This is a genomic window from Saccharothrix tamanrassetensis, assembly GCF_014203665.1.
GTDB lineage: Bacteria > Actinomycetota > Actinomycetes > Mycobacteriales > Pseudonocardiaceae > Actinosynnema > Actinosynnema tamanrassetense.
Genome location: NZ_JACHJN010000005.1, coordinates 223118 through 248548, shown reverse-complemented (window position 1 = coordinate 248548; position 25431 = coordinate 223118). Strand labels below are relative to the sequence as shown.

Annotated in this window: 20 protein-coding genes; 10 read left to right on the top strand and 10 right to left on the bottom strand. The window is 72.1% G+C overall.

From position 1 onward, the window contains the following. Positions 1-13 precede the first annotated feature (13 nt). The 6 genes from FHS29_RS17575 to FHS29_RS17550 form a co-directional block, all read right to left on the bottom strand. The gene (locus FHS29_RS17575) at positions 14-1072 is read right to left on the bottom strand and encodes a hydroxymethylglutaryl-CoA lyase-like TIM-barrel protein (RefSeq protein WP_184691744.1); all 1059 of its coding nucleotides are present in this window, start codon (positions 1070-1072) and stop codon (positions 14-16) included. After that, a complete protein-coding gene (locus FHS29_RS17570; RefSeq protein ID WP_184691743.1) occupies positions 1069-2445 on the bottom strand; it encodes a transaminase in 1377 nt (458 codons plus the stop codon). Before FHS29_RS17570 ends, FHS29_RS17575 begins: the two co-directional genes overlap by 4 nt. Continuing rightward, on the bottom strand, positions 2442-4697 hold the full coding sequence (locus FHS29_RS17565) for a N,N-dimethylformamidase beta subunit family domain-containing protein (RefSeq protein ID WP_184691742.1): 2256 nt from the start codon (positions 4695-4697) through the stop codon (positions 2442-2444). The genes FHS29_RS17570 and FHS29_RS17565 overlap by 4 nt, the downstream gene beginning before the upstream one ends. Then, positions 4694-5629, bottom strand: coding sequence for an LLM class flavin-dependent oxidoreductase (locus FHS29_RS17560; protein WP_184691741.1), 936 nt, complete (start codon positions 5627-5629; stop codon positions 4694-4696). The genes FHS29_RS17565 and FHS29_RS17560 overlap by 4 nt, the downstream gene beginning before the upstream one ends. Before the next feature lie 5 nt (positions 5630-5634). Beyond that, entirely contained in the window at positions 5635-5958 is a 324-nt protein-coding gene (locus FHS29_RS17555) for a RedY/HapK family protein (protein ID WP_184691740.1), read from the bottom strand. 79 nt (positions 5959-6037) lie between these two features. After that, positions 6038-6577 carry a GNAT family N-acetyltransferase gene (locus FHS29_RS17550; protein WP_221456198.1) on the bottom strand — a complete coding sequence of 180 codons (540 nt, stop codon included), beginning with the start codon at positions 6575-6577 and terminating at the stop codon, positions 6038-6040. Positions 6578-6628: 51 nt separating this feature from the next. On the opposite strand from FHS29_RS17550, the gene FHS29_RS17545 reads away from it, so the two are divergent. The 6 genes from FHS29_RS17545 (at position 6629) to FHS29_RS17520 (ending at position 14000) form a co-directional block, all read left to right on the top strand. After that, a complete protein-coding gene (locus tag FHS29_RS17545) occupies positions 6629-7609 on the top strand; it encodes an ABC transporter permease (protein WP_246440427.1) in 981 nt (326 codons plus the stop codon). A 53-nt stretch (positions 7610-7662) separates the two neighbouring features. Next, positions 7663-8463 (top strand): ABC transporter permease, encoded by an 801-nt coding sequence (locus tag FHS29_RS17540; protein WP_246440426.1) that lies wholly within the window; start codon positions 7663-7665, stop codon positions 8461-8463. Continuing rightward, complete coding sequence (locus FHS29_RS17535; RefSeq protein ID WP_184691738.1) at positions 8460-10304, top strand: dipeptide ABC transporter ATP-binding protein; 1845 nt, start codon at positions 8460-8462, stop codon at positions 10302-10304. The genes FHS29_RS17540 and FHS29_RS17535 overlap by 4 nt, the downstream gene beginning before the upstream one ends. Beyond that, the gene (locus FHS29_RS17530) at positions 10301-11929 is read left to right on the top strand and encodes an ABC transporter substrate-binding protein (protein WP_184691737.1); all 1629 of its coding nucleotides are present in this window, start codon (positions 10301-10303) and stop codon (positions 11927-11929) included. Before FHS29_RS17535 ends, FHS29_RS17530 begins: the two co-directional genes overlap by 4 nt. A 134-nt stretch (positions 11930-12063) precedes the next feature. After that, positions 12064-13065 carry an alpha/beta fold hydrolase gene (locus FHS29_RS17525; protein ID WP_221456196.1) on the top strand — a complete coding sequence of 334 codons (1002 nt, stop codon included), beginning with the start codon at positions 12064-12066 and terminating at the stop codon, positions 13063-13065. Between the two features lie 116 nt (positions 13066-13181). Next, positions 13182-14000: an intradiol ring-cleavage dioxygenase gene (locus tag FHS29_RS17520; RefSeq protein ID WP_184691736.1), complete on the top strand. Its 819-nt coding sequence runs from the start codon at positions 13182-13184 to the stop codon at positions 13998-14000. A gap of 28 nt (positions 14001-14028) precedes the next feature. On the opposite strand, the gene FHS29_RS17515 is transcribed toward FHS29_RS17520, so the two are convergent. From FHS29_RS17515 to FHS29_RS17505, 3 genes are all read right to left on the bottom strand, one after another. Further along, entirely contained in the window at positions 14029-15081 is a 1053-nt protein-coding gene (locus tag FHS29_RS17515; RefSeq protein ID WP_184691735.1) for a VanZ family protein, read from the bottom strand. 287 nt (positions 15082-15368) lie between these two features. Beyond that, complete coding sequence (locus tag FHS29_RS37710) at positions 15369-16070, bottom strand: LysM peptidoglycan-binding domain-containing protein (RefSeq protein WP_184691734.1); 702 nt, start codon at positions 16068-16070, stop codon at positions 15369-15371. Between the two features lie 317 nt (positions 16071-16387). Further along, positions 16388-18388, bottom strand: coding sequence for an MMPL family transporter (locus FHS29_RS17505; protein ID WP_312864964.1), 2001 nt, complete (start codon positions 18386-18388; stop codon positions 16388-16390). A 76-nt stretch (positions 18389-18464) separates the two neighbouring features. Here FHS29_RS17505 and FHS29_RS17500 point away from each other — a divergent pair, with 76 nt between their 5' ends. Beyond that, entirely contained in the window at positions 18465-18962 is a 498-nt protein-coding gene (locus tag FHS29_RS17500; protein ID WP_184691732.1) for a MarR family winged helix-turn-helix transcriptional regulator, read from the top strand. A gap of 144 nt (positions 18963-19106) precedes the next feature. Further along, positions 19107-20252, top strand: a complete 1146-nt coding sequence (locus FHS29_RS17495) for a glycosyltransferase (RefSeq protein ID WP_184691731.1) — start codon at positions 19107-19109, stop codon at positions 20250-20252. 152 nt (positions 20253-20404) lie between these two features. On the opposite strand, the gene FHS29_RS17490 is transcribed toward FHS29_RS17495, so the two are convergent. After that, positions 20405-20623 carry a hypothetical protein gene (locus FHS29_RS17490; RefSeq protein WP_184692401.1) on the bottom strand — a complete coding sequence of 73 codons (219 nt, stop codon included), beginning with the start codon at positions 20621-20623 and terminating at the stop codon, positions 20405-20407. 386 nt (positions 20624-21009) lie between these two features. On the opposite strand from FHS29_RS17490, the gene FHS29_RS17485 reads away from it, so the two are divergent. Both FHS29_RS17485 and FHS29_RS17480 read left to right on the top strand, forming a co-directional pair. Continuing rightward, positions 21010-22581 carry an HD domain-containing protein gene (locus FHS29_RS17485; RefSeq protein WP_184691730.1) on the top strand — a complete coding sequence of 524 codons (1572 nt, stop codon included), beginning with the start codon at positions 21010-21012 and terminating at the stop codon, positions 22579-22581. A gap of 84 nt (positions 22582-22665) precedes the next feature. After that, positions 22666-25329, top strand: a complete 2664-nt coding sequence (locus FHS29_RS17480) for a wHTH domain-containing protein (RefSeq protein WP_184691729.1) — start codon at positions 22666-22668, stop codon at positions 25327-25329. Positions 25330-25431 lie beyond the last annotated feature (102 nt).

The following is a 25431-nucleotide window of genomic DNA, read 5'->3' as shown; positions in this document are numbered from 1 at the left end:
GGCCGGCTGCCGCTCAGCGGCGTTCGTTGCCGAACAGGGTCGGCTCGACGCAGTTGTGCAGCAGCGGGTCCACTTCGGCTTCGCGACGCACCCAGTCACCGTCGCCCCAGTAGAACGCGTCGGAACCGACCACGGGCTGGTTCCGGGCGGTCGGGTGGCCGGTGAGCCTGGCCGCCTCCCGGGACAGCCCGGTCAGGTGGGCGAGGTGCAGGCCCGTGCGCACGCCGTACAGGGCCTCGAAGGCGGCGGCGGTCGCGGCGAGGTCGGCGTTCCCGGGGCCGCCGCAGTAACCGTTCACCGACACCTCGACCACCTCGGCGCCGGCTCGGGCGGAACCCACGGCGCAGGCCACCGCCAGGCCGAAGGTGTTGTGCGGGTGGACGCCGACCGGGGTGCCGGTCGCGCGGACCAGGTCGGCGAACGCCTCCGGCCCGAGCGCGCCGGGGCCGTCGAACAGGGTGATCTCGTCCGCGTCCGCCAGGGCCGCGAGCGTCTCGGCGAGCACCTCGCGGGTGAGGTAGGACGCCATCATCAGGGCCGCGACGACCCGCAGGCCGCAGGCTCGGGCGTGTGCCACGACGGCGGCGGACCGGGCGACGAAGTCCGCGCGGGTCCAGGCTTCGCCACGGCCGACCGGGTCGTAGACCGACGACGCCGGGCCGAAGCCGGGTACCGTCACCTGCACTCCGTCATAGCCCGCGCGCCGGGCCGATCCGACCGAGTCCACAGTGGACACGAATGGGCACACCACCACGCAGTCGGGATTCTCCGACTTCACCGCGGCCACGGCTTCGCCGGAGTCGTCGGTGCGGGGAAGGACGATCTCGGGCACGCCGCAGGCGGCCAGCCGGCGCAGGAAGGCCTGCTTGGCGTCCCGCGTCACCGACAGCGATCCGATCGTGCGCATCGTCGTGTCGCGCAGCCGCACCCGTGCGGGCATCACCCCGGACACACCGGGGTCGCGGTTGCCGGGGGCGACCGACCACCGGCCCGGCGAGTGGGCACCCGGCACCCGCGAGCGGGCGATGTCGGCCCGGAACGCCTCGATCTCCCCGCCGCCGAAGGCCGTCACCGCCCCACCAGCTCGGCGATCACCGCGCCGAACAGCTCGCCGTGCAGGTCCACGTCGGCCTCCTCGGTCATCGGCGAGAACAGCGCCGCCCCGCTCATGCCGTTGAGCACGACGCCCCGGTTGGCGAGGTACAGCCACAACGCCTCGCGGACCGCGGAGCCGCCGCCGGAGTACACCTGGCCGGCGTTGCGCGGCGGCGTCGGCGTGAAGGCGTACGAGACCCTGCCGCCGAGGCGCCCGACGTGCCAGGGCAGGCCGTGGTGGGCGATCACCGAGTCGACGTCGCTCTCGTAGCGGGAAGCCAGCCGGTTCATGTGGGTGTAGGTCCGCTCCGTCATGACCTCGCCGAGCACCGCGCGCATGGCCCGGACGGCGAGCGCGCCGCCCGCCAGCGTGCTGCCCAGACCGCCGTCGCCGGTCGCCGTGTAGCGCGCGGTGGCCGCGGCGACGGAGTCGGACATGCCGTAGACCCCGGCCGGGACGCCGCCGGCGAGGCACTTGCCCATCGTGATCAGGTCGGGCTCCAGGCCCAGCTCGCCGGTGCAGCCGCCGGGGCCCGCCGGGATGGTCTGGGTCTCGTCGACGACCAGCAGCGTGCCGGTGCGGCGGGTGAGGTCGCGCAGGGCGGCGTGGAAACCGGGGTCCGGACGGATCACCGCGCCGCCGTTGGTCATCACCGGCTCGGCCAGCACCGCGGCCACGTCACGCGGCTCCAGCGCCCGTTCGAGTGCGGGCAGGTCGTTGAACTCCACCACCTTCGTGGTCTGCCGCACGTCCACGCCGTTGGGGTCGACGCCGGGCGGCGCGGCGACACCGGAGCCGGTCAGGACGGCACAGGTCTGCTCGACCGAACCGTGGTAGGCGTGGTGGAACACCAGGATCCGCTGCCGCCCGGTGGCGACCCTGGCCAGCAGCAGCGCGAACCGGTTCGCGTCCGACGCCGACACGGTGAACTGCCAGAACGGCAGGCCGAACCGGCGCCCCAACTCCTCGGTCACCCACACGTGGTCCTCGTGCGGCCAGAGGGTCGTCAGACCGCGGTCGAGCTGGTCGCGCAGCGCGGCGACCACGGCGGGGTGGTTGTGACCCCACAGCGCCGCCGTGGCACCGAGGCCGAAGTCGGCGTACTCGTGACCGTCGGTGTCGTACAGCCGCGCGCCGGCCGCGCGGTCCACGATGAGCGGCACCGGGGGCGGGAACTGGTTCATCCAGTGCTGCGGTGTGCCGTGGACCTGCGAGAGCTTGGCCCGCTCGTGCAGCGCGCGGGCCTTGGGCCTGCCCTCGGTCCACGCCGCGCGTTCCCGCGCCAGCAGGTCCGTGAGTCGGCGGGGGTCGATCCCCGGCGCCGCCGGGTCCGGCCGGTCGCTGGTCATCGCGGCTCCTCGGGAACGTGGTCGTCGGGCAGGCGGTCGAGCGGCGTGGGGTCGAGGAAGCGGCGCAGGACGTTCCCGGTCACCGCGGCCACCGGGTTCGCGTAGCCGTCGACGCCGAGCGCGGTGCACCAGGCGATCGAGCCGGCCGCGAACACCCCGCCGCCGCACGGGTACTCGAAGAACGCCAGGTCGGCGCGCACCCGTGGCTCGACGCTGCCGCCCTGCCGCGAGTTCGACGACAGCACCTCCTCGATCGCGAGCTGGAAGTGGTCGCTGAACCCCTCGGCCGTGGCCAGCACCACCGTGTGCGGCGGCGAGCCCAGCAAGTGGTCCACGCGGTCGATCTCCATCCCCGCGGCGGCACCGCTCACCAACCCCTCCGCGTCGATCAATCCGTCCACTCCGGACAGTGCGAACGCACCGCGACCGTCGCGCAGGTCCACCGGCAGGTAAGGGCGTCCGCGGCCACGTCCGCCCTGCGCTGCGAAGCCGACACCGACGTGCCGCTGCGGCGCCCGGCCGCGGTGCCGCCACAACCCACCGGCCTCCCCCGTAGTGCTCAGGTGGGTCTCCCCCGGCGGAACCTCCCAGCCCCGCGTCCCCGTGTGGCCGCGCCGGATCTCGATGACGTGCGGCGCGGCCGGCGACACCCCGGTCACCCAGTAGTAACCGTTGCCGCCCAGGTACATCACCCGGCCACCGCCGGCGAGGTAGGCCTCGTGCGCGTCGAGCATCGCCCCGGTGTAGTACTCCGGGTGCGAACCGGTGAGCACCACGTCGTAATCGGCCAACGCGGCGACCCCGGAAGCGTGCAGGTCGTCGTCGCACACCACGTCGTAGTCGACGCCCTCGTGGTCGAGCCAGTCGGTCAGGCACAGGTCGGCGCTGAGGTTCCACAGCCCGAACGGCCCGACGTAGCCCGGCGTGATCGTGGTCAGCGGACGCAGGCGCGAGGCGTAGTAGCAACCGCTGCCGTCGCGGTGGTGGTCGTAGAGGCTGCACACCTTGTGCGCTGCGGCCCAGCGGTGTTGCGGGGTCGTGCGGTAGTCGGGCCCGTCCGGGCCGGCGCGCTCGATGCCGGAGTGGGAGTTGGCGTAGGCGAGGTAGGTGAACGTCGGGATCAGGACCGCGACGCGGGCGGTGGTCGTGCCCTCGGGCGGGCGGACGAAGAACGGGATGTCCACCTGTTCCGGACCGGCGCGCAGGCGGAACGCGTAGACGCCGCTGCGGAGGTCGGACGGCAGGCGCAGCGTGATCTCCGGTGTCCAGCAGGCGTCGGTGAGGTCGTCGTCGTGGAAGTGCAGGGCGTCGTACTCGTCCGGCGCGAGCCGGAAGTCGATCTCGCGGCCGGTCCAGTGGGCGCCCGGCACACCTCGGGCCGGCGTGTTGACCGCCTCGGCGTGCAGCGCGTGCGGGCCGTCGTCGGGAACCGCGGTGCCGTGGGGTTCGAGGCCGGGGCGCCACCGCGCCAGCACCGGCAGTCCGAGCGACTCCGGGTCGCGCGCCTCCCCGATCTCGCTCATGACGGCGGCGTCCACGGTCCCGGCGAAGATCGTCGGGCGGTCGATCCGGCCGTTGAAGTGCCCGGCCGCGACCCCGTCCGACCACCAGGCCGCGACCTGCGGTTCGATGCCGACCGCCCCGGCGTCCACCGGTCCGACGTGCCGCGCCGACGCGCGCCAGGACCCGACCGGCCATTCCGGCACCGGGATCTGCGTCGAACTTACGCCCGTGTGGTCGAAGGAGGCGGCGACGAACGTCCAGCGCCCGGTGAGGAGGGGGCGGTCCGTGACGGCCACCGGGGCGGCCTGTCCGCCTGCCCAGACCGCGAGCCGGTCGTCGGCGGTCAGGCCGAGCGCCCAGCCGCGCCGCCCGCTCTGGTCCCGGCGCGCGAGGATGACCTGAGGACGACCGGCGGCCAGGGTCGGCATGATCCAGGCGGTGACCGTGAAGGCGTCGATGTCGAGCACCGGGTGGGCGGGCGCGCGGAGGTAGGAGCCGGACGGCAGCCCCTGAACCCGTCCGGCGCGCGTCCCCAGCAGCCGCACGACTTCCTCGCGGACACCGGGACCGCGAACGTCGTCGGAGCCGTGTCCCAGCCTCAGCAGGGCGACCTCGTAGTCCGCCGTCGCGCTGACCATCAACCGGACCTCGTCGCCCGCCGCGACGCTGAGAGGGTCGACGTAGCCGAGCAGCACGGCGGTCGTGGGCGCGGAGGCAGTGGGCGCGGAGGCAGTGGGCGGGGTGGTCACGGGCGCGGCGCTCCCACGAGCGACGCGACCACTTCCGCGAATCCGTCGAGTTGATCCAGCCTGTCGTACATCGGGTACAGGATGAGCTCGTCCACTCCCGCGTCGACCAGCTCGCGCAGCTGTTCCGCGCAGTGGTCCGGCGGGCCGAACACGGCGACGCGGTCGGCCATGTCGGTCGCGTCGTACACCGGGTTCGCCCCGAACGACCGGTCGAACACCGGGGCCAGGCGCTCACGCGCCCGCTGGACGGTGTCCTCGACCGCGAGGTACACGCTCTTGGACACCGCGAAACCGGTCGGGTCACGCCCGGTCGCGGCGAGTTCCCGGCGCACGACGTCGAGCTGGCGCAGGAAGTCCGCCGTGGAGACCGGTGCGGCGCCGGTCCAGCCGTCCGCGATCCGCACCGCGCGCCGCAGCGCCGGTTCGGCCCTCGCGCCGATCCAGATCGGCGGACCGGGCCGCTGCACCGGCTCGGGCTGTGACCGGACGCCGGCGAAGGAGTACAGCTCGCCGTGGTAGTCCTCGCGGCTCCACAGCGCGCGCAACACCTCGATGCCCTCGACCAGCCGGCGCACCGGACGGGTGGTGTCGATGCCCAGCGCGGCAAGGGTTCCCCGGTGGTAGGCGTTGCCGACGCCGAGCCCGACGGTGAGCCGTCCCCGGCAGAGCTGGTCGACGGTGGCCAGCTCGCGGGCCAGCACCGCCGGGTTGCGCCGACCGGAGTACAGCACCCCGATGCCCAGCCGCACCCGCTCGGTGACCGCGGCCAGGTGGGACAGCACGTGCAGCCCGTCCAACGAGAAGTTCGCGCCGTTGAGCGTGTCCTGGGTCCACAGCCCGCCGAAGCCCAGTTCCTCGGCCCGGCGGGCGAACGGCACCAGCAGGTCCGGGTCGCCGGGAGCGCCGAGCGAGAACCGGGTCGGCGTGTGCACCGGGACTACCGGATCTCGTCGCCGAACACCGTGACCGCGGAGTCCCGGTCCGCCATCCGCCGGAAGCCCTCGACCACCTCGGCCATCTCGGGCGTGGCGAGGCAGGCCTGCCAGGCGTCCCAGGACTCGACCTCGATGTCCTCCACCACGTCCCACGGCGAAGCACCGGCGCGCGAGCCCGCCAGCTCGAAGACCCGGAACCGGTGCACGCAGTCCTGCCGGCTGGTGATCGCCTGGTCGACGGTCTTCGACCACTCGACGTACTCGTCGGCCGAGACACCGGGCTTCAACTTGTAGAGGCAGTAGACCTTCTGCACTGGGTTCTCCATTCGCGGCTCGCGATCCACGGAGGGGACGGAATGTCCACAGCGGAGCGGCTCCGAGTATCCGAGCGTTCTGTTGTCGATGTCAACAGCCAAGATCGGTCGACTTCTCCAGCAGCACGTGGACCCACCCGCCGTCGAACCGCCGACGCCCGACCTCGCGGAAGCCGAGACCCGCGTAGTACCGGCGAAGTTGCCGATTGTGCGCGACGCAGTCCAGCCGCACGCGCGTAGCGCCGGCCTCGCGGCCGTGTTCGGCGACCCAGGCCAGGATGCGGGCGCCGAGACCGGCCCCGGCGCACCGGCGGTCGGTCACCAACCCGTGCACGTAGGCGGCGAAGGCGTTGTCGGCCCGCCAGACCGGTTCGTCCGACCAGAGCAGCCGGAACGCACCGCGCACCGCGTCGCCGTCCCGCGCCACGTACCACTGCCCATCGTCGATTTGCTCGCTGACCTTGGAAAACGACAGCCATCCCGGGCGCCACTGGTCGATGTTGCGCAGCGCCAGCCACTCTTCGGCATCACCGCGCAGCCGCAGCACGTCGGGCACGTCCGCCGGGGTCGCCGGCTCGATCGACATCTCCACGACCGGCACGGTACCGGGGAGCAGGGTGTTGACAGTCACAACAGGTAGGCGCATCCTCACGGATCAACAGGCCGGGACGGGGTGATGACGTTGGACCGACGACCCTCCTCGGCCACCGGGCGGCTGTGGCTGCTGCGCCGGGTGGTGTTCGGCATGGCCGTGGTGCTGCTGGGATCCGTGCTCGTGTTCGCGGCGACCCAGGTGCTGCCGGGCGACCCGGCGCGCGCGGTGCTCGGGCACGAGGCGACGCCGGAGCGGGTGGCCGCGCTGCGCACCGAACTCGGCCTGGACCGGCCGCTGGTGGCGCAGTACCTGGCGTGGCTGGGCGGCGTCCTGACCGGCGAGCCCGGTCACTCGCTGGTCACCCGGGAACCGGTCGGCGGCCTGATCGGCGACCGGGCGGTCAACTCCGCGGTGCTCGTGCTGGTCTCGGCGGCGGTCGTGGTGCCGCTGTCGGTGTTCGTCGGCGCCGTCGCCGGCCGGCGGCGGGACCGCCCGTTCGACCGCGCCGTCCTCGTCGTCACGCTCGGGCTCACCGCCCTGCCCGAGTTCATCATCGCGCTGCTGCTGGTGATCCTGCTCTCCACCTCGGTCTTCCCGTTGCTGCCCGGCACCGTGCTGCTGGCACCGGGGCAGAACCCCTTCGGCGAGCCCGCCCAGCTGGTGCTCCCGGTGACCGCGCTGGTGCTGGGTGTGCTGCCCTACCTGGCCCGCCTGGTGCGCGGCTCGGTGATCGACGTGTACGAGTCCGAGTACGTACGAACCGCGCGGCTCAAAGGCGTGCCGGAGAACGTCGTGCTGCGCCGGCACGTGCTGCGCAACGCGCTGGTGCCGGCGGTCCAGGGCACCGCGCTGGCACTGGCCTACCTGACCGGCGGAGTCGTGGTCGTCGAGCAGGTGTTCAACTACCCCGGCCTCGGCAGCGCGCTGGTGGACGCGGTGAACAACCGGGACTTCCCGGTGATCCAGTTGATCTGCCTGGTGTTCGCGGCCTGCTACGTGGCCTTCAACCTCCTCGGAGACGCGATGACGGTGTACGTCACGCCCCGCCTTCGAACGGCGGGCCGATGAATCCGCCGCGGTCGCCACGAAGCCTGCCGGGGCGCTGCCTGCGGGAGCCGCGGATGCGGGTGGGGCTGGTGCTGACCGGGCTGGTGCTGCTGGTCGTCGTCATCGGCCCGTTCCTCGCCCCGCACGCGCACAGCGACATCATCGGCGCCCCTTTCTCACCCCCGTCGGCAACCGCCTTGCTGGGCACCGACTACCTCGGCGAGGACGTGCTCTCCCGGGTGCTGGCCGGTGGGCGGAGCATCGTGTGGATCTCCTTCGTCGGCACGCTGGTCGGCGTCGCGGTCGGCGCTGCGATCGGCATGACGGCCGCTTACAGCGGTGGCGTGGTCGACGAGCTGCTGATGCGCACCATGGACGTGCTGCGCGCGTTCCCGCCGCTGGTGCTGATCCTGCTGCTGGTTTCGGTGGCGCGGGCGGAGTCGGCGCTGATGCCGCTGATCGTCGCCATCGCGTGGGTGCCCCAAGTGGCGCGGGTGGCGTACGGGGCGGCGAAGGAAGTCGTGGGGCGGGAGTTCGTGGAGTCGGCGGAAGCGCTCGGCACGCCCCGGATGCGCATCGTGCGCCGGGAGATCCTGCCCAACGTGATGACCCCGCTGATGGTGGACTTCGGCCTTCGGCTCACCTGGTCCATCGGCATCGTGTCCGCGATGAGCTTCCTCGGTGTCGGCCTCCAGCCGCCGGCGGCGGACTGGGGTCTGATGATCAAGGAGAACTACCAGGGTCTGGCGTTGCAACCGTGGGGGGTCGTGGTGCCGGTGCTGTGCGTCGCGGTGTTCACGTTCGGCACCAACCTGATGACCGAGGGCTTCGCCCGGACGGTCGCCAGGGTTTCGCCCCTGGAGGTGACGACATGACCGCGGTGGCGGTCAAGGGCCTGCGGGTGGACTTGAGCGGGCGCGGCGTGGACGTGGTCGACTGCGTGGACTTCACGATCGACGCGGGCGAGGTGCTCGGCCTGGTCGGCGAGTCCGGCTCCGGCAAGACCACCGTCGGCGTGACGCTGCTCGGCGACGCCCGGCGCGGCGCGGCCATCGTCGGCGGCAGCGTGGTCGTGGACGGGCAGGAGGTCGTCGGCCTGCGGCCGGACCGGCTCGCGAAGCTGCGCGGCAGCACGGTCGCCTACGTGCCGCAGGACCCGTCGATGGCGCTGAACCCGGCGTTGCGGTTGCGCCGCCAGCTGGACGAGCTGTTCGAGTTCCACCGGCCGGAACTGCCCGACGCCGCGCGGGACGAGCGGATCCGGACCACGCTGCGCGAGGTCGGGCTGGGCAGCGGCGACCAGGAGGAGGACGACGCGTTCCTGGCCCGTTTCCCGCACCAGCTCTCCGGCGGGCAGCAGCAGCGGGTCACGCTGGCGATGGCGTTCGTGCTGCGGCCACGGGTGATCGTGCTGGACGAGCCGACCACCGGACTGGACGTCACCACCCAGGCGCGCGTGCTGAGCACCGTCCGGGACCTGTGCGCGACACACCGCGTCGCCGCGCTGTACGTCACCCACGACATGGCGGTCGTGTCGAACCTCGCACACCGCATCCTGGTCATGTACGCCGGTCGGATCGTGGAGGCCGGCACGAGCGCGCAGATCTTCGACGCGGCGACCCACCCCTACACCCGCGCGTTGCTGGCCGCGGTGCCGTTGGTGTCGCAGCGCCGGGAGCTGACCGCGATCCCCGGCGACACCCCGCTGCCCGGCAGCCGGCCGTCCGGCTGCGCGTTCCACCCGCGCTGCCCGGACGCCGTCGCCGAGTGCGCCACCACCACGCCGGATCCGGTCCAGGTCTCCCCCGGCCACGTCGTGCGCTGCCTGCGCGCCACCCGGCTCGGACCGGCCAGAACCGCGCCGAGGGCGGTCGAACCCCGTGCCGTGCGACAGAACGACGTGGTGCTGCGGGTGGCGGACCTCGACGCCTTCCACGGCCGGCGGCAGGTGCTGCACGACGTGTCGCTGGCCCTCGCCGCGCGGGAATGCCTCGCGCTGGTGGGCGAGTCCGGCTGCGGCAAGACCACGCTGGCCCGCAGCATCATCGGCCTGCACCACCGGCACAGCGGCGGGATCACGTTCCGGGGCGGGGAGATGGCCACCCGCGCCCGGGACCGGCCGCCGGAGCTGCGCCGCGCGGTGCAGTACGTCTTCCAGAGCCCCTACAACTCGCTCAACCCCCGGCGCTCGATCGGCGAGATCCTGCGGGAGCCGCTGGCGGTGCTGTCCCCGGTGCCCGCCGGGAAGGGCCGGGCGGGGCGGACCCGGGCGGCGGTGTCCGAAGTCCTCGAACGGGTTTCGCTCTCCCCCACGGTGGCCGCGCGGTACCCCGACCAGCTCTCCGGCGGCGAGCGGCAGCGGGTCGCGATCGCGCGGGCGCTGGTGTGCCGGCCCGAGGTGCTGATCTGCGACGAGGTCACCTCGGCGCTGGACGTGTCCGTGCAGGCCTCGATCGTGCGGCTGCTGCGCCGGCTCCAGGACGAGGAGGGCTTGGCGCTGCTGTTCGTGACGCACAACCTCGCGCTGGTCCGCACGGTCGCCGACCGGGTGATCGCGATGCGCGCCGGCCGGCTGGTCGAGGGTGGCCCGGTCGACGACGTGCTCGACCACCCCGGCGACCCCTTCACCCGGGCCCTCATCGCGGCCACGCCCGAGTTCGGCGCCGCGCCACCCGGTGTTCCGTCCGCACCGACGTCACGGGAGGACCGCACATGACCACGCGACCAGCCGGCGAACTGAGCCGGCGAGGGTTCCTGAACACCGCCGCCGCCGCTGTCGGGTTGACCGTCGCCGGGCAGGCGTTGGCCGCCTGCGGCAGCGGCAGCGGCGCGCGGACCGGCGGGACACCGCGGCGCGGCGGCACGCTCACCGTGGCGACCGGTGGCGCGAAGGGCTCGGACACCCTGGACCCGATGCTGCTCAACAGCATCCCGGTGAGCTACATGGCCCGCGTGATCTACGACCAGCTCGCCGACTTCGGCAACGACATGGAGTACCACCTCCAGATGGCCGAGTCGATCGAGTCCAACGGCACCGGCGACGAGTGGACGATCCGGCTCAAGCCGGACATCCTGTTCCACAACGGCAAGACCCTGGACGCCGACGACGTGCTGTTCACCTTCCAGCGCACGTTCTCCCTGCCCGGCGCGGTGACCGTGGGGAAGTTCAAGGCGTTCGTCGACCTCGACGGGTTCACCAAGCTGGACCGGCGCACGCTGCGGATGAAGCTGCTGCGCCCCAGCGCCACCTTCCACACCGCGCTGGCCAGCCCGTTCAAGATCGTGCCGGTCGGGTTCGACCCGAGGAACCCGGTGGGCACCGGACCGTTCAAGTACAAGAGCTTCACCCCCAACCGCCAGTGGGTGTGCGAGCGGTTCGCCGACTACTGGAACGCCGACGGCCCCTCCCAGCCCAGCGCCACACCCGCGCCGCCCGGCCTCGGCCCGAAGCCGTACCTGGACGAGCTGGTGGTGAACGTGGTCAACGACGACTCGGCGCGGATCAACGCCCTGGTCACCGGACAGGTGGACGCGATCAACCTGCTCCAGTACGCGCAGATCCCGACCATCGAGCGGCACCGCGAGCTCAAGCTGCTGGAGTCGCGGACCGGGGCGTGGACCGGGATCTACATGAACATGCGGCAGCCGCCGTTCGACGACGTCCGCGTGCGGCAGGCGCTGCGCCTGGCGATCGACCGCGAGCAGGCGCTGACCGCGTGCCTGTCCGGCCACGGCGTGGTCGCCAACGACCTGCCCGAGCCGTTCGCCACCGGCTACCCGGCGTCGCTGGTGCGCGAGCGCGACCTCGACCGGGCGCGGGCGCTGCTCAGGGAGGCCGGGCAGGACGGCGTCGAGGTCGAGCTGGTCACCGGTCCGGTGTCCACCGAGGCGGTGTCGATGTGCACCGTGCTGGCCGACAACGCCGCGGAGATCGGGATGAAGGTCAAGGTGCGCCAGGTGGACACCGCCACCCTGTTCGGCCCGAACTTCCACCACTGGCCGTTCTCGGTGGACAAGTGGCCGCCGCAGGGCGACTTCCTGACCCTGATGGCGCTCACCGACCTCAGCGACACCACGACCCTGACCCACCCGGGCGGCGCCGACCTCGCTGAGCTGCGCGGGCTCTACGAGCAGGCGCAGGCCAGCACCGACGGGACCAGGCGCGCCGTGCTGACGCGGAAGATGTACGAGATCCAGTACGAGCGCGGCGGGTGGATCATCCCGTTCTTCGCCAACGTGGAGAACGCGCACAACGTGCGGACCGCCGGCTGGCCCGAGCAGGACTTCCCCGGCCGCACCTTCGGCAACGGCCACTTCGAGCAGGTCTACCGCACCGACTAGGACGATCGCGCCGAGCCGCCGACCCGGCCGGCGACGGCGCGCCGCCACCACCCGCGGCGGCACCCGCCGGTGCTCCCCACCGCACCGGCATCCCGATCGACGACCCCCGCCGAGCAGAAACCGCAGGAACCCACATGACCGATTCAGCGAACCCCGGCGACATGAGCCGGGGAAGGATAGCCAGACGCACCGTCCTCGCCTCCACGGCCGCCGCGGCGGCGGCCCTCGCCGCCTCCGGGACGGCGGTGGCGTCGACCGGTTCGGCAGCCGCTCCGGAGTCCGGCCGGAACCGGTGCGAGCCGTACGTGCCCGAGCCCATCCCGGCCCAGGTGCCCGCCAGGGAAGGTTTCCTGGACGTGCCCGGCGCACGGCTGTGGTTCTGGGATACCGGCGGCAACGGCCCCGCGATCGTGCTCGTGCACCCCGGCAGCGGCAGCGCCCTGTCGTGGCCGTACCAGCAACCGGTGTTCGCCCGCGCCGGCTACCGGGTGATCGCGTACTCGCGACGCGGCCACTACAACTCCACGCCGCCGGAGGCCGACAACCCGGGCGTGGGCGCCGCCGACCTGCACGCCCTGGTCGAGCACCTCGGGCTGCGGCGGTTCCACCTGCTCGGTGCGGCGCTGGGCGGCTACTACGCGACGGACTACGCGCTGCTGCACCCCGAACGGCTGCTCAACCTGGTCATCCTGAGCAGCTTCATGGGCATCTCCGACCCGGAGTACCTGCGGGTCACCAAGTTGCTGCGGCCACCCGGCTTCAACGACATGCCGCACGACTTCCTGGAGCTGAGCCCGTACTACCGCGCGGCGAACGAGGAAGGCGCCCGGCGGTGGCAGGCGATGTCCGACCTGTCGCTGGGCGGGCACTCGGTGACGAGCCAGGAACTGTCCTCGCCGATCGACTGGCCCCGCCTGGAGACCCTGTCCGTGCGGACGCTGATCATCACCGGCGACGCCGACCTCTACCTGCCGCCGCCGATCCTGCGGATGATCGCCGCCCACCTGCCGGACGCCGCCACGCTGGTCTACCGCACGGTCGGGCACTCGGCGAGCTGGGAACGGCCGTCGGACTTCAACCGCGACGTGCTGAGGTTCCTCGCCGGTGCCCGGTTCCCCCGGGAGTCCTGCCGCTGAGCCGGCGCACGAGCCGGCCCGGACGGACCGGTGCCCCCGACCGGAATGCGGTCGGGGGCACCGCCGCACGGGAACTCCGCAGGCGGCGCACGGGGATTCGGGTCAAGGTAGAACGCATGACGCCCATCCATGACCGCGGACTCGCCTTCGACCTCGCCACGCTCGACCGCAGGCGGGCGCTCACCCTGCTGGGTGGGGCGGGCCTGGCCGTGCTGTCCGCCTGCGGGAGCGGACCGTCCACCTCGTCCTCGTTCGGCGCGCCGACCTCGCCCTCGGCCTCGTCGTCGAGCGTCGCGACGGCCGCCGAGTGCGGGGACGCGATCCCCGAGGAGACGGCCGGCCCGTACCCCGGCGACGGTTCCAACGGGCCGAACGCCCTGACGCAGAGCGGCATCCTGCGCAGCGACATCCGGACCAGCTTCGGCACCGGTTCCCGGACCGCCGAGGGCGTGCCGCTGACCATCACGCTCACCGTGCAGAACACCGGGGCCGGGTGCACGCCCTACGTGAGGGCGGCGGTGTACCTGTGGCACTGCGACATCGACGGGAAGTACTCGATGTACTCGCAGGGCATCACGGACGAGAACTACCTGCGAGGTGTGCAGGTGACCAACGCGCGCGGCATGGTGACCTTCAAGAGCATCTTCCCGGCCGCGTACTCCGGCCGTTGGCCGCACATCCACTTCGAGGTCTACCCGAGCCTGACGGAGGCGACCAAGGCGGGGAGCAGGATCACCACCTCTCAGCTGGCCCTGCCGGAGAACATCTGCAAGACCGTCTACGGCACCGCCGGGTACGTGCAGAGCGTTCGCCACCTCGCGCAGACGTCCCTGGAGACCGACAACGTGTTCCGCGACGGTCACGACGAACAACTCGCCGACGTGACCGGCGACGTGATCTCCGGCTACACCGCCACCCTCACCGTTGCGGTGTGACCCGCCGGCGCCGCACGGGTCGACCGCCCTACCGGTCCGCCGTGATGCGGGCCAGGTAGGTGGCGCGGGTGGTGGTGTGGGTGCGGGACACCAAGCCGAGCAGGGTGCGGCGGTCGGCCCGCAGGCGGGCGAGCAGGGCGACGAGAGCCGCCAGGACGAACACCGGTCCGGTGTGGCCGGTGGTGGTCAGCAGCAGGACCGGCAGCCACCAGGCGGCGAACCGGAGCACGATCGCGTGTCGCGGTGCGGGGTTGTCGGCGGGGTCGAGTACGGCCAGGTGGAAGACGACTTGGCCCGGGGTGGCCCGGTCGGCGCGTAGCAGGGGGACCACGAGCGCGCAGGTGACGAGTACTGCCGCGCCCGAAGTCGGGCTGAACCAGTCGGTGGTGGCCAGGTCCCGCAGTCGACCGCCGGCCAGGATCAAGGCCACCTGACAGGTGAACTGGGTCAGGCTGATGACCAGCAGGTCACCGGCGAAGGCCAGGCCTCGGCGAGGCAGTCCGGGCGGTGCGGTGTCGTCGGTCGGGTCCGCTGTGGACGGTGGGAGCCGGCGGCCGGTGAGGCGGGCCGCGAGCCAACCGAGGACGGCGCCCGCGGTGTTGGTCATCAGGTCGTCCACGTCCGCCAGGCGGTAGGGGCACGGGTAGAGGCCGAAGACCGCGGTGCCCTGGGTGATCTCGATGCAGAGCGAGGTCGCCAGGCCGATGGCGGTGCTGGTGGGCAGGCCCCGGTGGAAGCGGTAGCGCAGCAGGTAGCCCAGGGGGACGAACAGGACCACGTTGAGCAGCACCTGCCAGAGCGCCGGGCTGCCGTCGCGCAGGATGTCGTCCAGGGACGCGAACGGGGTGAGTTGCCAGTCGTCCACCAGGCGGCGGTCGGGGCAGAAGTCCGGTGTCACCACCGGCAGCGGGAAGAGGGTGAAGGCGACCAGGCCGCACCCGTAGAGGATGCCGCCCGCCGCCACGAAGGCCGACCAGCCGCGCAGTCGCCCGAACAGCCGGTACTGGCGGTGCACCCAGGGCAGCACCACCAGCGGCACCACGAGTGCGAACAGGATGAACGTGATGACCGATTCGCTCATCCGAACCGACACGCGCGACGCCTCCCACTTCCGGTCCGTTGTGGACAGTGTGCCCTCTCCACCACGGGGAAGTGATCCACTCGATCGAGTGGTGTAGCGGAACGATCACGCGGGTATCGCTTACGGTCCTTGGTAGATGAACGACGGGGATGCGGTTCCGGGCGGGCGATCGCCCCGGAGCCCGCAGGTCCTCCATCCGGGTGCGAACACGAGAACGCCGTGCGGTGCGGGCAGGGGCATGCCCGGACCACACGGCGGTCACGTGGATCAATCGGTTGCGGCGGTGGCTATCGGATGCGGGCCATCTTGAGAGGACGGTCGGGGGCGGTGCGGATGCGGTTCCCGACGAGGATGAGATCGGGGTTGGTCAGGTGCTCGGGGTTCAGCGTGACGAGGGCCTGCCAACCACCTTCGACGTTCTGCTCCGCCGCGATGGAGCCCAGGGTGTCCCCGTCCTTGATCGTGTAGTCGCCCTCCGGGTTGTCCGTCGAGGCGGGCAACACCGGTTCCGCGGGAGCCGCGGGCGCCACGTGGACCTCGGGTTCGGTGTGGACCGTGCCGGTCGAGGCACGGGTACCGCTGGTCTGCGACGGGGCCGACCGGGCGGGACGACCGCCCGCGCAGTTCGGCCACGCTCCCGCGCCCTGGGTGCGGAGCACGTTCTCCGCGACGCGGATCTGCTCTTCACGACTGGCCTCGTGCGGCATCCCGGTGCCGCCGTTGGCCGCCCAGGTGCCGGGGAGGAACTGGAGGCCGCCGTAGTAGCCGTTGCCGGTGGCGATCGACCAGTTGCCGCCGGACTCGCACCGGGCGACCGCGTCCCAGTCCAGACCCGGTTGGGCGGACGCGACGCCGCCGGCGAGGCCGAGCAGGCAGGCGGTGGCGACGGCGAGGAACGCCGCCCGGCCGAACTGGACGATGCCGCTGTCGCGGGTGGTGCCGCGGTCGGAGGTGGTGCCGCTGTCGGGGGTGCCTACGTGATAGCCCATGGTCCGACTCGGCCGCCGCACCCGCACCGGCCCGCACCGCGGTCCGACTGCCCCTGTCCGACGGCCTGGCCTTTCGTGCGGTGACCTGTGGCCCGGGAAGCCGGCGGACAGAGCTGGTGCCCGACCACCCGGTGGTACCCGCGGCCGGTCTGGGACCGGCCACGAGCGGACCATAGGAACGTTCGGGCACAACGGCACGCCGAGTCACCCCTTGTCACCCTCGGCTACCGGATCAAGTCCACTCGAAACGGTGACCTTGGGCGCCGTGATCGGCGCTTTGGCCGGTGATGTGGTCGGCGCCGTGATCTGTGCCGTGGTCAGTCATCCGCCCGGGACAGCCGCGACGGCCACCAGATCCACCGCCCGATGTCCACCGCCAGCGCCGGCACCAGCAGTGATCGCACGATCAGGGTGTCCAGCAGGACGCCGAACGCCACGATGAACGCGATCTGGGCCAGGAACAGGATCGGCAGCACGGCCAGCGCGGAGAACGTGGCCGCGAGCACCACCCCGGCCGAGGTGATCACGCCGCCGGTGATGGTCAGGCCGCGCAGCACGCCCTCCCGCGCCCCCAGCGCCCGCGATTCCTCGCGCACGCGGGTCATCAGGAAGATGTTGTAGTCGATGCCCAGCGCCACCAGGAACACGAACCCGAACAGCGGCACCACCGGGTCCGCGCCGGGGAAGCCGAAGATCCCGTTGAACACCAGGGCGGACACGCCCATGGTGGCGCCGAAGGACAGCACGACGGTGGCGATCAGCAGCAGCGGCGCGAGCAGTGATCGCAGCAGCGCGGCCAGCACCAGGAAGATCACCAGCAGCACGATCGGGATGATGACCAGCCGGTCCCGTTTCGAGGTCCGCTGCGTGTCCAGCTGGGTGGCGGTGGGCCCGCCGACCTTGGCGTCCGCGTCGGGCACGGCCCGCACCGCGTCGCGCAGCCTCTGCACGGTGGCGATGCCGGCCTCGGAGTCGGCCGGGTCGTCGAGCACCACGTCGAGCCGCGCCAGCCCGTTCGCCTCGCCCCTGGGCTCCACTGTGGACACCCCGTCGACGTCGGCCGCCCGCGCGACCGCCGGGGCCCGCGCGGCACGGGCCAGCACGACGGTGGGCGCACCGCTGCCGCCCGGGAAGTGCCGGGACAGCAACTCTTGGCCCGCGACCGAGTCCACGTCGTTGAGGAACACGTCGGACTGCGCGGTGCCGGAGGCCTTGAGCTGCGGCACGAACGCCACCCCGACCAGCAGCACCAGCGTGGTGAGCACCCAGGTCAGCCGGGGCCGGGCGGAGATCAGCCCGGCCACCCGCGCCCACAGGCCGCCGGACTCCGGGTGCGGCGAGCCGAGCGTCGGGCGCTTGGGCCAGAACGCCGTGCGCCCGAACAGCACCAGCACGGCGGGCAGGAACGTGATGGACGCGAGCAGTGCCGCGCCGATGCCGATGGCGGCCACCGGACCGAGGCCCTTGTTCGAGTTGAGGTCGCTGAACAGCAGGCACAGCACGCCGAGCACGACGGTGCCGGCGGACGCGGCGATGGGCTCGATGGTGGCCCGCCAGGCCGTGCGCATGGCCTGGTAGCGGTCGTCGGTGTCGCGCAGTTCCTCGCGGAACCGGGACACCAGCAGCAACGCGTAGTCGGTCGCCGCGCCGAACACCAGGATGGACAGGATGCCCTGGCTCTGGCCGTTGAGGTCGAGCACGTCGTTGTCGGCCAGCAGGTACACGGCGAGGCTGGCGGTGCCGAGCGCGAAGCCGCCGGAGAGCAGCACGATGAACGGCAGCAGCGGGCTGCGGTAGACCATGATCAGGATCAACGCCACCACCGCGCCCGCGACCAGCAGGAGCAGCCCGTCGATGCCGCCGAACGCCTCCTTGAGGTCCGCGATCTGCGCGGCGGGGCCCGCGACCAGCACGGTGAGCCCGTCCGGCGGGTGGGCGAGCGCGGCACGCAGGTCCGCCACGGCGTCGGCGGGTTCGGCGGCGTCGATCGCCACGATCACCTGCGCGGCCTGGTCGTCCTGCTCGGACGGCAGCACCGGGGAGGCCTTGCCGGGGTAGGCGATGCCCGCCAGGTAGGCGCGGTCGGCCTCCGTCATGCCGGAAGCGCGTTCGGCCACCACAATGGCCGGGAGGCTGCGCTGGTCGCCGAACGCCTTGAGCTGTTCGGCCACCTCGGTCGCCTCGGCGGACGCCGGCAGGAAGGCGGTGCTGTCGTTGACCGCCACCTGGCTGAGCTTGCCGGTGTACGGCCCGGCGAACCCGCCGAGGGCGAGCCAGGCGACGGTGATCAGGGCGGGCAGGATCCAGCGGGCGCGCACGGGAGAATGACCTCCGGGACAGCAGGTGCTTCGATGATCTGATAGTTCGATCGTCGAAATAGTAACCGGAGGGTGGATGGTCGACAACGCGGCGCTGGTGCGGCTGCTGCGGCAGCTCATCGTGGAGTCCGACCACTTCGTCGGCATCTTCGGCGAGGTGCAGGGCATGCACCGGACCGATCTCAACGCACTGGCCCTGATCATGGACGCGAAGTGGCGCGGTGAGCCGCTGTCGCCGGGCACGCTGGCCGAGGCGATGCACCTCAGCGCGTCGGCGACGACGTCCGTGCTGGACCGGTTGGAGTCGGCCGGCCACGTCCAGCGCACCCGCAGCACCCGGGACCGGCGGCGGGTCGAGCTGCGGGTGCCGGACCGGGCGCTGGAGCTGGGCCGGCGGTTCTTCGCGCCGCTGGACGGGGCGTTCGGGAAGGCGTGGGCCGGGTTCAGCGACGCCGAGAAGGCCACCATCGCGCGGTTCCTGGCGGCGAGCATCGAGGCGACGGTGGCGGTGCGCGGCGAGTTCGCGGCGTTCCCGAGGCCCCCGCGGTCCGAGGCCTCGACCGGACCGGACTGACCCGTCCGCCGGAGATAGCGGCATCCGGCGGCGAACACCGCGTCCGGGGTCGGGCGCTGGTGGACCACCCGGCGTCACCGGCCGCTCACCCCGGCGATATGTCGGAATTCACCCGCCGGCGAAAAAGTTGCTATGCTCGACGTGGTGAGAATCCTGTTTTCGAGCCTCGGCTCGCACGGACACACCTACCCGCTACTGCCCCTCGCCATCGCCGCGCGCGAGCAGGGCCACGACGTCACCTTCGCCACCAGTGCGGACTTCGCCGCCACGATCGAGCGGCTCGGCCTCCGGCACTTCGCGGCGGGGCTGGACATGCGGTCGGCGTTCACCGAAGCGCACGGCTCGCACGACCCGGACGTGCCCGAGGACGAACTGCCCGGACTGATCGCGAAGACGTTCGGCTCGGTGATGCCGCGCCGCAACCACGCCGACCTGACGCCGTTCCTGGCCGAGTGGCGGCCGGACCTGGTGGTGCACGAGGTCGGCAACCCCGGCGCCGGCCTCGCCGCCCGCGTCGCGGGGGTTCCCGGGCTGTGCCACGGCTTCGGCCGGATGTGGGACACCGACGACATGCCGCCGATCGGACCGCACGTCCTGGAGTTCGCCGGCGAACTCGGCGTCGAGGTGCCCGAGGAAGACCCGATGCTGCTCGGCAACCGGTACCTGGACGTGTGCCCGCCTTCGGTGCAGGACAAGCGGTTCCTGGCGGCGAACGACACCATCCCGCTGCGGCCGGTGCCGTTCGCCGAGCCGGGCGGGCTGCCGGCGTGGGTGGCCGAGCACGAGCAGCCGCTGGTGTACCTGACGCTGGGCACGGCGTTCGGCGACCCGGGCGTGCTGCGCGCCGCGATCGACGGCCTGGCCACGCTGGAGGGCACGCGGTTGCTGGTCGCGGCCGGACCGACGGTCGAGCTGGACGCGCTGGGCGAGGTCCCCGAGCACGTCGTCGCGCTGCCGTGGGTGCCGCAGGCGGACCTGTTGCCGCACACTGACCTCGTCGTGCACCACGGCGGCAGCGGCACGACGTTGGGCACGTTCGGCGCGGGCGTGCCGCAGCTGGTCCTGCCGCAGGGCGCGGACCAGTTCAGCAACGCGGACGCCGTGGTCGCGCACGGGCTGGGCGACCGGCTGCTGGGTGACCAGGTGACCGCGGAAGCGGTGGCCGACCGGGCTCGCCACCTGCTGGCCGACACGGTGGTCCGGGACGCCGCCAAGGCGATCGCGGCGGAGGTCGCGGCCATGCCGTCACCGGCCGAGGTGGCCGCACGGCTGCCGGAGTACGCGCGCTAGTCGAGTGGGTCGCCGCGGCTCCTGGGGTGTCTCGTTCTCGCCGCGGTCGTACGGATGCTTCGAATGCTTCGGGGGCGGGCATGAGCTCTCATGCCCGCGTCCCGTCTTCACCGGCACCGGTCGTTGCCGACGGCCCGGCTCCGGCCACGGGGTCACACCACCGGGCCGGCCACCAGCACCAGCACCAAGCCGACCACCGAGATCAGCGTCGCCAGCAGCGCGACGAGCGGCGTGCCGAGGAAGTCCAGCACGGACCGCACCGGGTTGCCCTTGGCCGCGACGATGTCGGAGCTGTTCGAGGGGGCGGAGCGGGACGCGACGAAATTCCGGCCGTCGTTCGCGGTCACCCTCGCCACCGAGGCACTGCGCACCGAACTTCCTGTGGACGGTCTATAGCGGTGAGACCCGAAGGCCGCCACACGGATTGCGGAGACAGCGACCGCTGCCGCGACTAGTCTGCCCGGGACTTGATCACTCGTCATCCCGTCGTTTCCGGTTGTGGGCGATGGCGCAGGCCAGCGCGCAGGCGGCGGCCACCGCTTCGAACATCGCCGTGGCGACGGTGAGCCACTGGGTCATGGTGCGTTCTCCTCGTGTCGTGCCGATCAGGACGGGGACAACGCTGCCCAGCACGTCCCGCCACCGTCCGCGATTGCGGAACGACCGGAGAACACCGCCGCGCGCCGGGACGTCGACGCTGGTCAGCGCCGTCCGGTGGCGTCCGCTCCGGACGTGTCGAGCAGGAGGGGAACACCGGATGGACCCGACGCACGCCGACCTCGAGCGCTTCTGCGCGGAGCTGAAGGCGATGTGGGAGGCTTGCGGGCCACCGGTGCTCACCAGCGTCGAGAAGTACGGCGGGCCCAAGAAGAGCCAGGTGTCGACCATCCTCAACGGCGACATCACCACCGTGCCGGACATCGACAACGTCGCGGCGATCCTCAAGGCCTGCCTCGCCAACGCCCGCGCGAAAGGCCTGGAACCACCGGCCAACGCCGAGTTCGACTACTGGAAAGGACGCCTGGGCAGCTTGACCCGGGCGCGGTCGAACCACTCCGAGCCGGGACCAGCCGGCAACCCGTGGCGGGACCTGGCCGGCACGCACCCGGTCTGGGAGTCGACCACCGACCGCGAGTTCTTCCGCCCGCGGGTGGTCAAGGCCGCCGCCCACCTGTTCGACCGCCGGCGCCGCGCCGCGACCGTGCTGGCCGGGGACGACTGGCTGGACGAGACGCTGGCCCAGCGGATGACCGACCGGATGGGCGACTTGCTGACCGGCCGACTGGCGTCGCCTGCCATCCGCTTCGGCGGGGTGGAGGCGTCGCTGATCGTGCTGGCGCCCTTGCTGCACCAGGTCCGGGTGGCCGAATCAGCCGCGGCGTTGATCGGGGTGCGCCCGATCGAGTTGCGGCCCTCGGCTTCGGCCGGGCCGTTGAGGTCGGACTACGAGCGGTTCCTCGCCGGCTCGGAGCAGAGCCGACTGGTCGCCCGCACGGAGTTGACCGGAGTCCCCGGCCGCACCGGCGCGAAGAACGAGATCGGCTGGTGGCTGTTCCACCAGTGGGTGATGCGGCGCCAGGACCCCGTCCCCACCGCGACCGCCCCGCACGACCTGCCGATCGCCGAGGAGCCGCTCCGGACCGTGCTGGCGGGCACGCTGGACCGCCTGGTCAAGCTCTTCCACCTGTCCCCGGACGGCCTGCGGAACAAGGAACGCCGCAACCTGGTGCACAAGGTGAGCCACCCGAGCATCACGCCGGCGCTCCAGGACGTCCGGGAACTCCTGGTCGGCCTGCTCCTGGTGACCGCGCACAAGCTGGCCGTCGAGCTGACCGCGCTGCCGTCCACGATCGTGGAACACCTCGGCATCCCGAACCCGGTCGACCTGGGGCGCTTGCGCGCGCTGCTCACCGGGATGACGTGGCAGCCGCTGGAGGTCATCGGCATCGGCCTGTACGCGCAGTGCCACCACGAAGCGGTCCTGGAGGCGCTGCTCGCCCACGTCCGCCAGACCGACGCCGTCCTCGGCTCCGTCCGCGACGTGGCCACCGACCGCGTCCACCTGGAGCCCCTCCTCCGGCTCCCGCCGCGCGCGTCGGCCGACTTCGTCACCCCGGCGCCCCACCCGGACAACCACACCCGTCCGGCGTTCGTGGTCCCGGTGACCAGGTTCCGCATCGACGAGACGCGGGTGCGCGAGCTGCTGATGGGCGAGCAGCTCTACAGCGACAGGTCCCTGGCGATCCGCGAGCTGTACCAGAACGCGTTGGACGCGTGCCGCTACAAGCAGGCGCGGCACCGGTACCGGGCGGCGCTGGAGGACACCTAGATCGACTGGGCCGGGTGGATCCGGTTCACCCAGGGCGAGGAGGACGGGCGGCACTACCTCAGGTGCGCGGACAACGGCGTCGGCATGGGGCAGTCCGAACTGCGCGAGGTCTTCTCCCAGGCCGGTGCCAAGTTCACGGACCGGCCGGAGTACCTGGAGGAGCGGGCCGACTGGGCGACCAAGGACGTCCACCTGTACCCGAACAGCCGCTTCGGCATCGGGGTGCTGAGCTACTTCATGCTGGCCGACGAGATCGAGGTGGTCACCCGCCGCATGAGCCGCCGGGGCCACGAGCACGCACCGACGTTGAAGGTGATGATCGCCGGCCCCGGCCACCTGTTCCGGATCGAGGAGGAGCACGACGACCGGCCCACCGGGACCACGGTCACCCTCTACCTGAGGGACGGTGAGAACGCCCCGTCGTGCGTGGAGGTGCTGCGGCGCCTGCTCGGCATCGCCGAGTTCGAGACCACGGCGGAGCACGAGGACTTCACGCACACGTGGCGGCCGTTCGGGTTGAGGCAGCGCTCCAGCCCAGGTCCTCGGAGCCCCGGGATCGACGTCTCCGGCGGTCTCGTGCACAGCACGCCGGGCGACAACGGTCAGGTCGTGTGGTGCGCCGGCGGCGGCGGGCTCCTGGTGGACGGCATCCACGCCGCCCCGCCGATCCCGCGCGGAGCCGATCCCGCGTCCGCCGACTCGCTCGCGCCGATGGGCGCCGTGGTCAACCTGACCAGGAACTGGTCGCCGCAGTTGACCGTGGACCGCGCGTCGGTGCTCGAAGACGTCTCACCCCGGGTCGAGCGACTGCTCACCGACGCGATTCCGGTCCTCCTCGAAGCCATGCCGACATTCCTCACCCGGTTGTGGCTGTTGAACCTGGCGGGCACGGTTCCCTCGGTCGCCGACGCGATCGCCGCCGTCATGGCGGACTGGAACATCCCGTTGCCCACGACGGACGGTCTGACGGACATGGCGAGCATCGGCTGCTTCCCGTCGGACACGGTCCTCATCCACCGGCTGTCCCTGCGGGCGCGCGGGGTGGACGAACCCATGAGCGGACGGCGATTCCCGGAGCACATCCTGCTGTGGCGGCTCATCGCCCACTGCGGTACCCGGGTGCTGGACGGGCTCGCCACGGGGACGCGGACACCAGCACCGGCCAGGCCCTCCGACTCCGTGCTGTTCGACCTCGACCAGGGGGACTTCCTCGACGAGGGTTCGCTGCCAGGCGCAGTCGCACCGCGGACCCTGGCGAGGGTCGCGATGTCGGCGGGAAAGAGCGTCGGCGCGGTCGCCCACCGCTACCGGACACTCGGCTACCGGATAGCAGGAGCCGACCCGGCAGGCGACGACACGACCCGGCAGGCGACGGACCCGATCATCTTGAGCAGGGATCTCGACGGCTTGGCACCGGGAATCGATCAGCGACACCCGGTGCCGCCCGGGCACGTCATCTCCGCCCACTTCCACACCGGCATCAAGCCGGACCTGATCGTCGACCGCCTGCGCTGGTACGCGTTCGACGTGAGCGGATCGAGCGACCTGCCGAAGCGCCTGTCCGATCACGACGTGACACTCGCCGGCGCGCTGCTCGACGGGCTACCACCTTGGCTCCCACCGGCTGAACCGGTCGACCTCGGACGCATCCTGTTCGCCGCGCACCTGCTCGAACTCAGCCCGGCCGAGGTGGCCCGGCGGTACGACGACCTGAACTTCCCGACGCCGCCCGGAGTACCGGTTCCCGACTGGCTCCCGCAGGTTGTGCCGGCCCTGAGGAGGATCTTCCTGCGGCTGGACGAGATCCAGGACGGCGGTACCGTCGCCCTGTCCCAGATCGTGCGGACCGCCGTGCTGTGGGGAGTGCCGCCGCGGGAAGCGGCACGCCGGATCGGGGAGCTGGGTCGGCCCGTTCCCGACGAGGAGGTTGTTCCCCCGGCGTTGGACGGAGCAGACCTCGAACTCCTCCCCCGCGACTGGCTGGAAGCCGACATGTCCGTCGGGCGGGTCACCGTTTCGGCCGCGACGCTGTTCTTCATCGCGGACCGGACCGGGCGCGATCTGACCGACATCGTCGAACGCCTGACCGAGTGGGCGTTCGACGTCCGGGTGAGCACCGAGGACGTGAACCGACTGGACAACCTGGACCGCCGACTGGTGGACATGGGCCTGGCAACCGGACGCAACCACAGCGAGGACGACCGGCTCGTCCATTCCCTGCTGGAGACCGCTCGACAGGTCGGCCGCCCGGTGTCGGAGGTTTCGCGCCGGTTGCGGCGATTGGGCGTACCGACCCCTGGACTCGCCCACCTCACGGAACCGCTGTCCCAGCTGGATTTCCGCCTGTTGACCGTCGCGGGCCACGCGGTCGCGAAGCTTCCGCCCGGCAGTCGAGTGCCGGTCGCGTTGGTGGCCGCTGCGGCGGACCTGGCGGGCGAGACGGTCGCAGCGGCCACGACCAGGCTCGTCGCATTGGGCTACTCGGTGGCCTTCGCCGGGGACGACCACGTCGACGGGTTCGACTCCGACGACCTCCACATCCTGCGGGCGCTGGAGTTGGAACGGCCGGTGTCCGTGCGGGACGTCATCCGCATCGCGTTGCGGTACGAGATGAAGCTGATCGACGTGGCCCGGCGGATCGAGGGCATGGGCCTGTCGGTGCCCGATCTGGCCGCCGCGCTGCCCGCCGTCCTGGAACTGGTGCCGTGGCAGGAGGAGCACCCCGGCACGGTGAACCCGACAGCGTGAAACGCACAGCGTGAACGCCGAAGCGTGAGCCGACAGCACGGCCGAGGACCGCCCGCAGGGGAACGGCGGTCCTCGGCCGACCGGAGGGTCAGGCGCCGGCTC

Coding starts and splice junctions, on each gene's coding strand:
- FHS29_RS17570 (WP_184691743.1), bottom strand. CDS start 2,445: ATGACCAGCGACCGGCCGGACCCGGCGGCGCCGGGGATCGACCCCCGC.
- FHS29_RS17555 (WP_184691740.1), bottom strand. CDS start 5,958: ATGGAGAACCCAGTGCAGAAGGTCTACTGCCTCTACAAGTTGAAGCCC.
- FHS29_RS17540 (WP_246440426.1), top strand. CDS start 7,663: ATGCGGGTGGGGCTGGTGCTGACCGGGCTGGTGCTGCTGGTCGTCGTC.
- FHS29_RS17535 (WP_184691738.1), top strand. CDS start 8,460: ATGACCGCGGTGGCGGTCAAGGGCCTGCGGGTGGACTTGAGCGGGCGC.
- FHS29_RS17530 (WP_184691737.1), top strand. CDS start 10,301: ATGACCACGCGACCAGCCGGCGAACTGAGCCGGCGAGGGTTCCTGAAC.
- FHS29_RS17525 (WP_221456196.1), top strand. CDS start 12,064: ATGACCGATTCAGCGAACCCCGGCGACATGAGCCGGGGAAGGATAGCC.
- FHS29_RS17520 (WP_184691736.1), top strand. CDS start 13,182: ATGACGCCCATCCATGACCGCGGACTCGCCTTCGACCTCGCCACGCTC.
- FHS29_RS17515 (WP_184691735.1), bottom strand. CDS start 15,081: ATGAGCGAATCGGTCATCACGTTCATCCTGTTCGCACTCGTGGTGCCG.
- FHS29_RS37710 (WP_184691734.1), bottom strand. CDS start 16,070: ATGGGCTATCACGTAGGCACCCCCGACAGCGGCACCACCTCCGACCGC.
- FHS29_RS17500 (WP_184691732.1), top strand. CDS start 18,465: ATGGTCGACAACGCGGCGCTGGTGCGGCTGCTGCGGCAGCTCATCGTG.
- FHS29_RS17485 (WP_184691730.1), top strand. CDS start 21,010: ATGGACCCGACGCACGCCGACCTCGAGCGCTTCTGCGCGGAGCTGAAG.
- FHS29_RS17480 (WP_184691729.1), top strand. CDS start 22,666: ATGGGGCAGTCCGAACTGCGCGAGGTCTTCTCCCAGGCCGGTGCCAAG.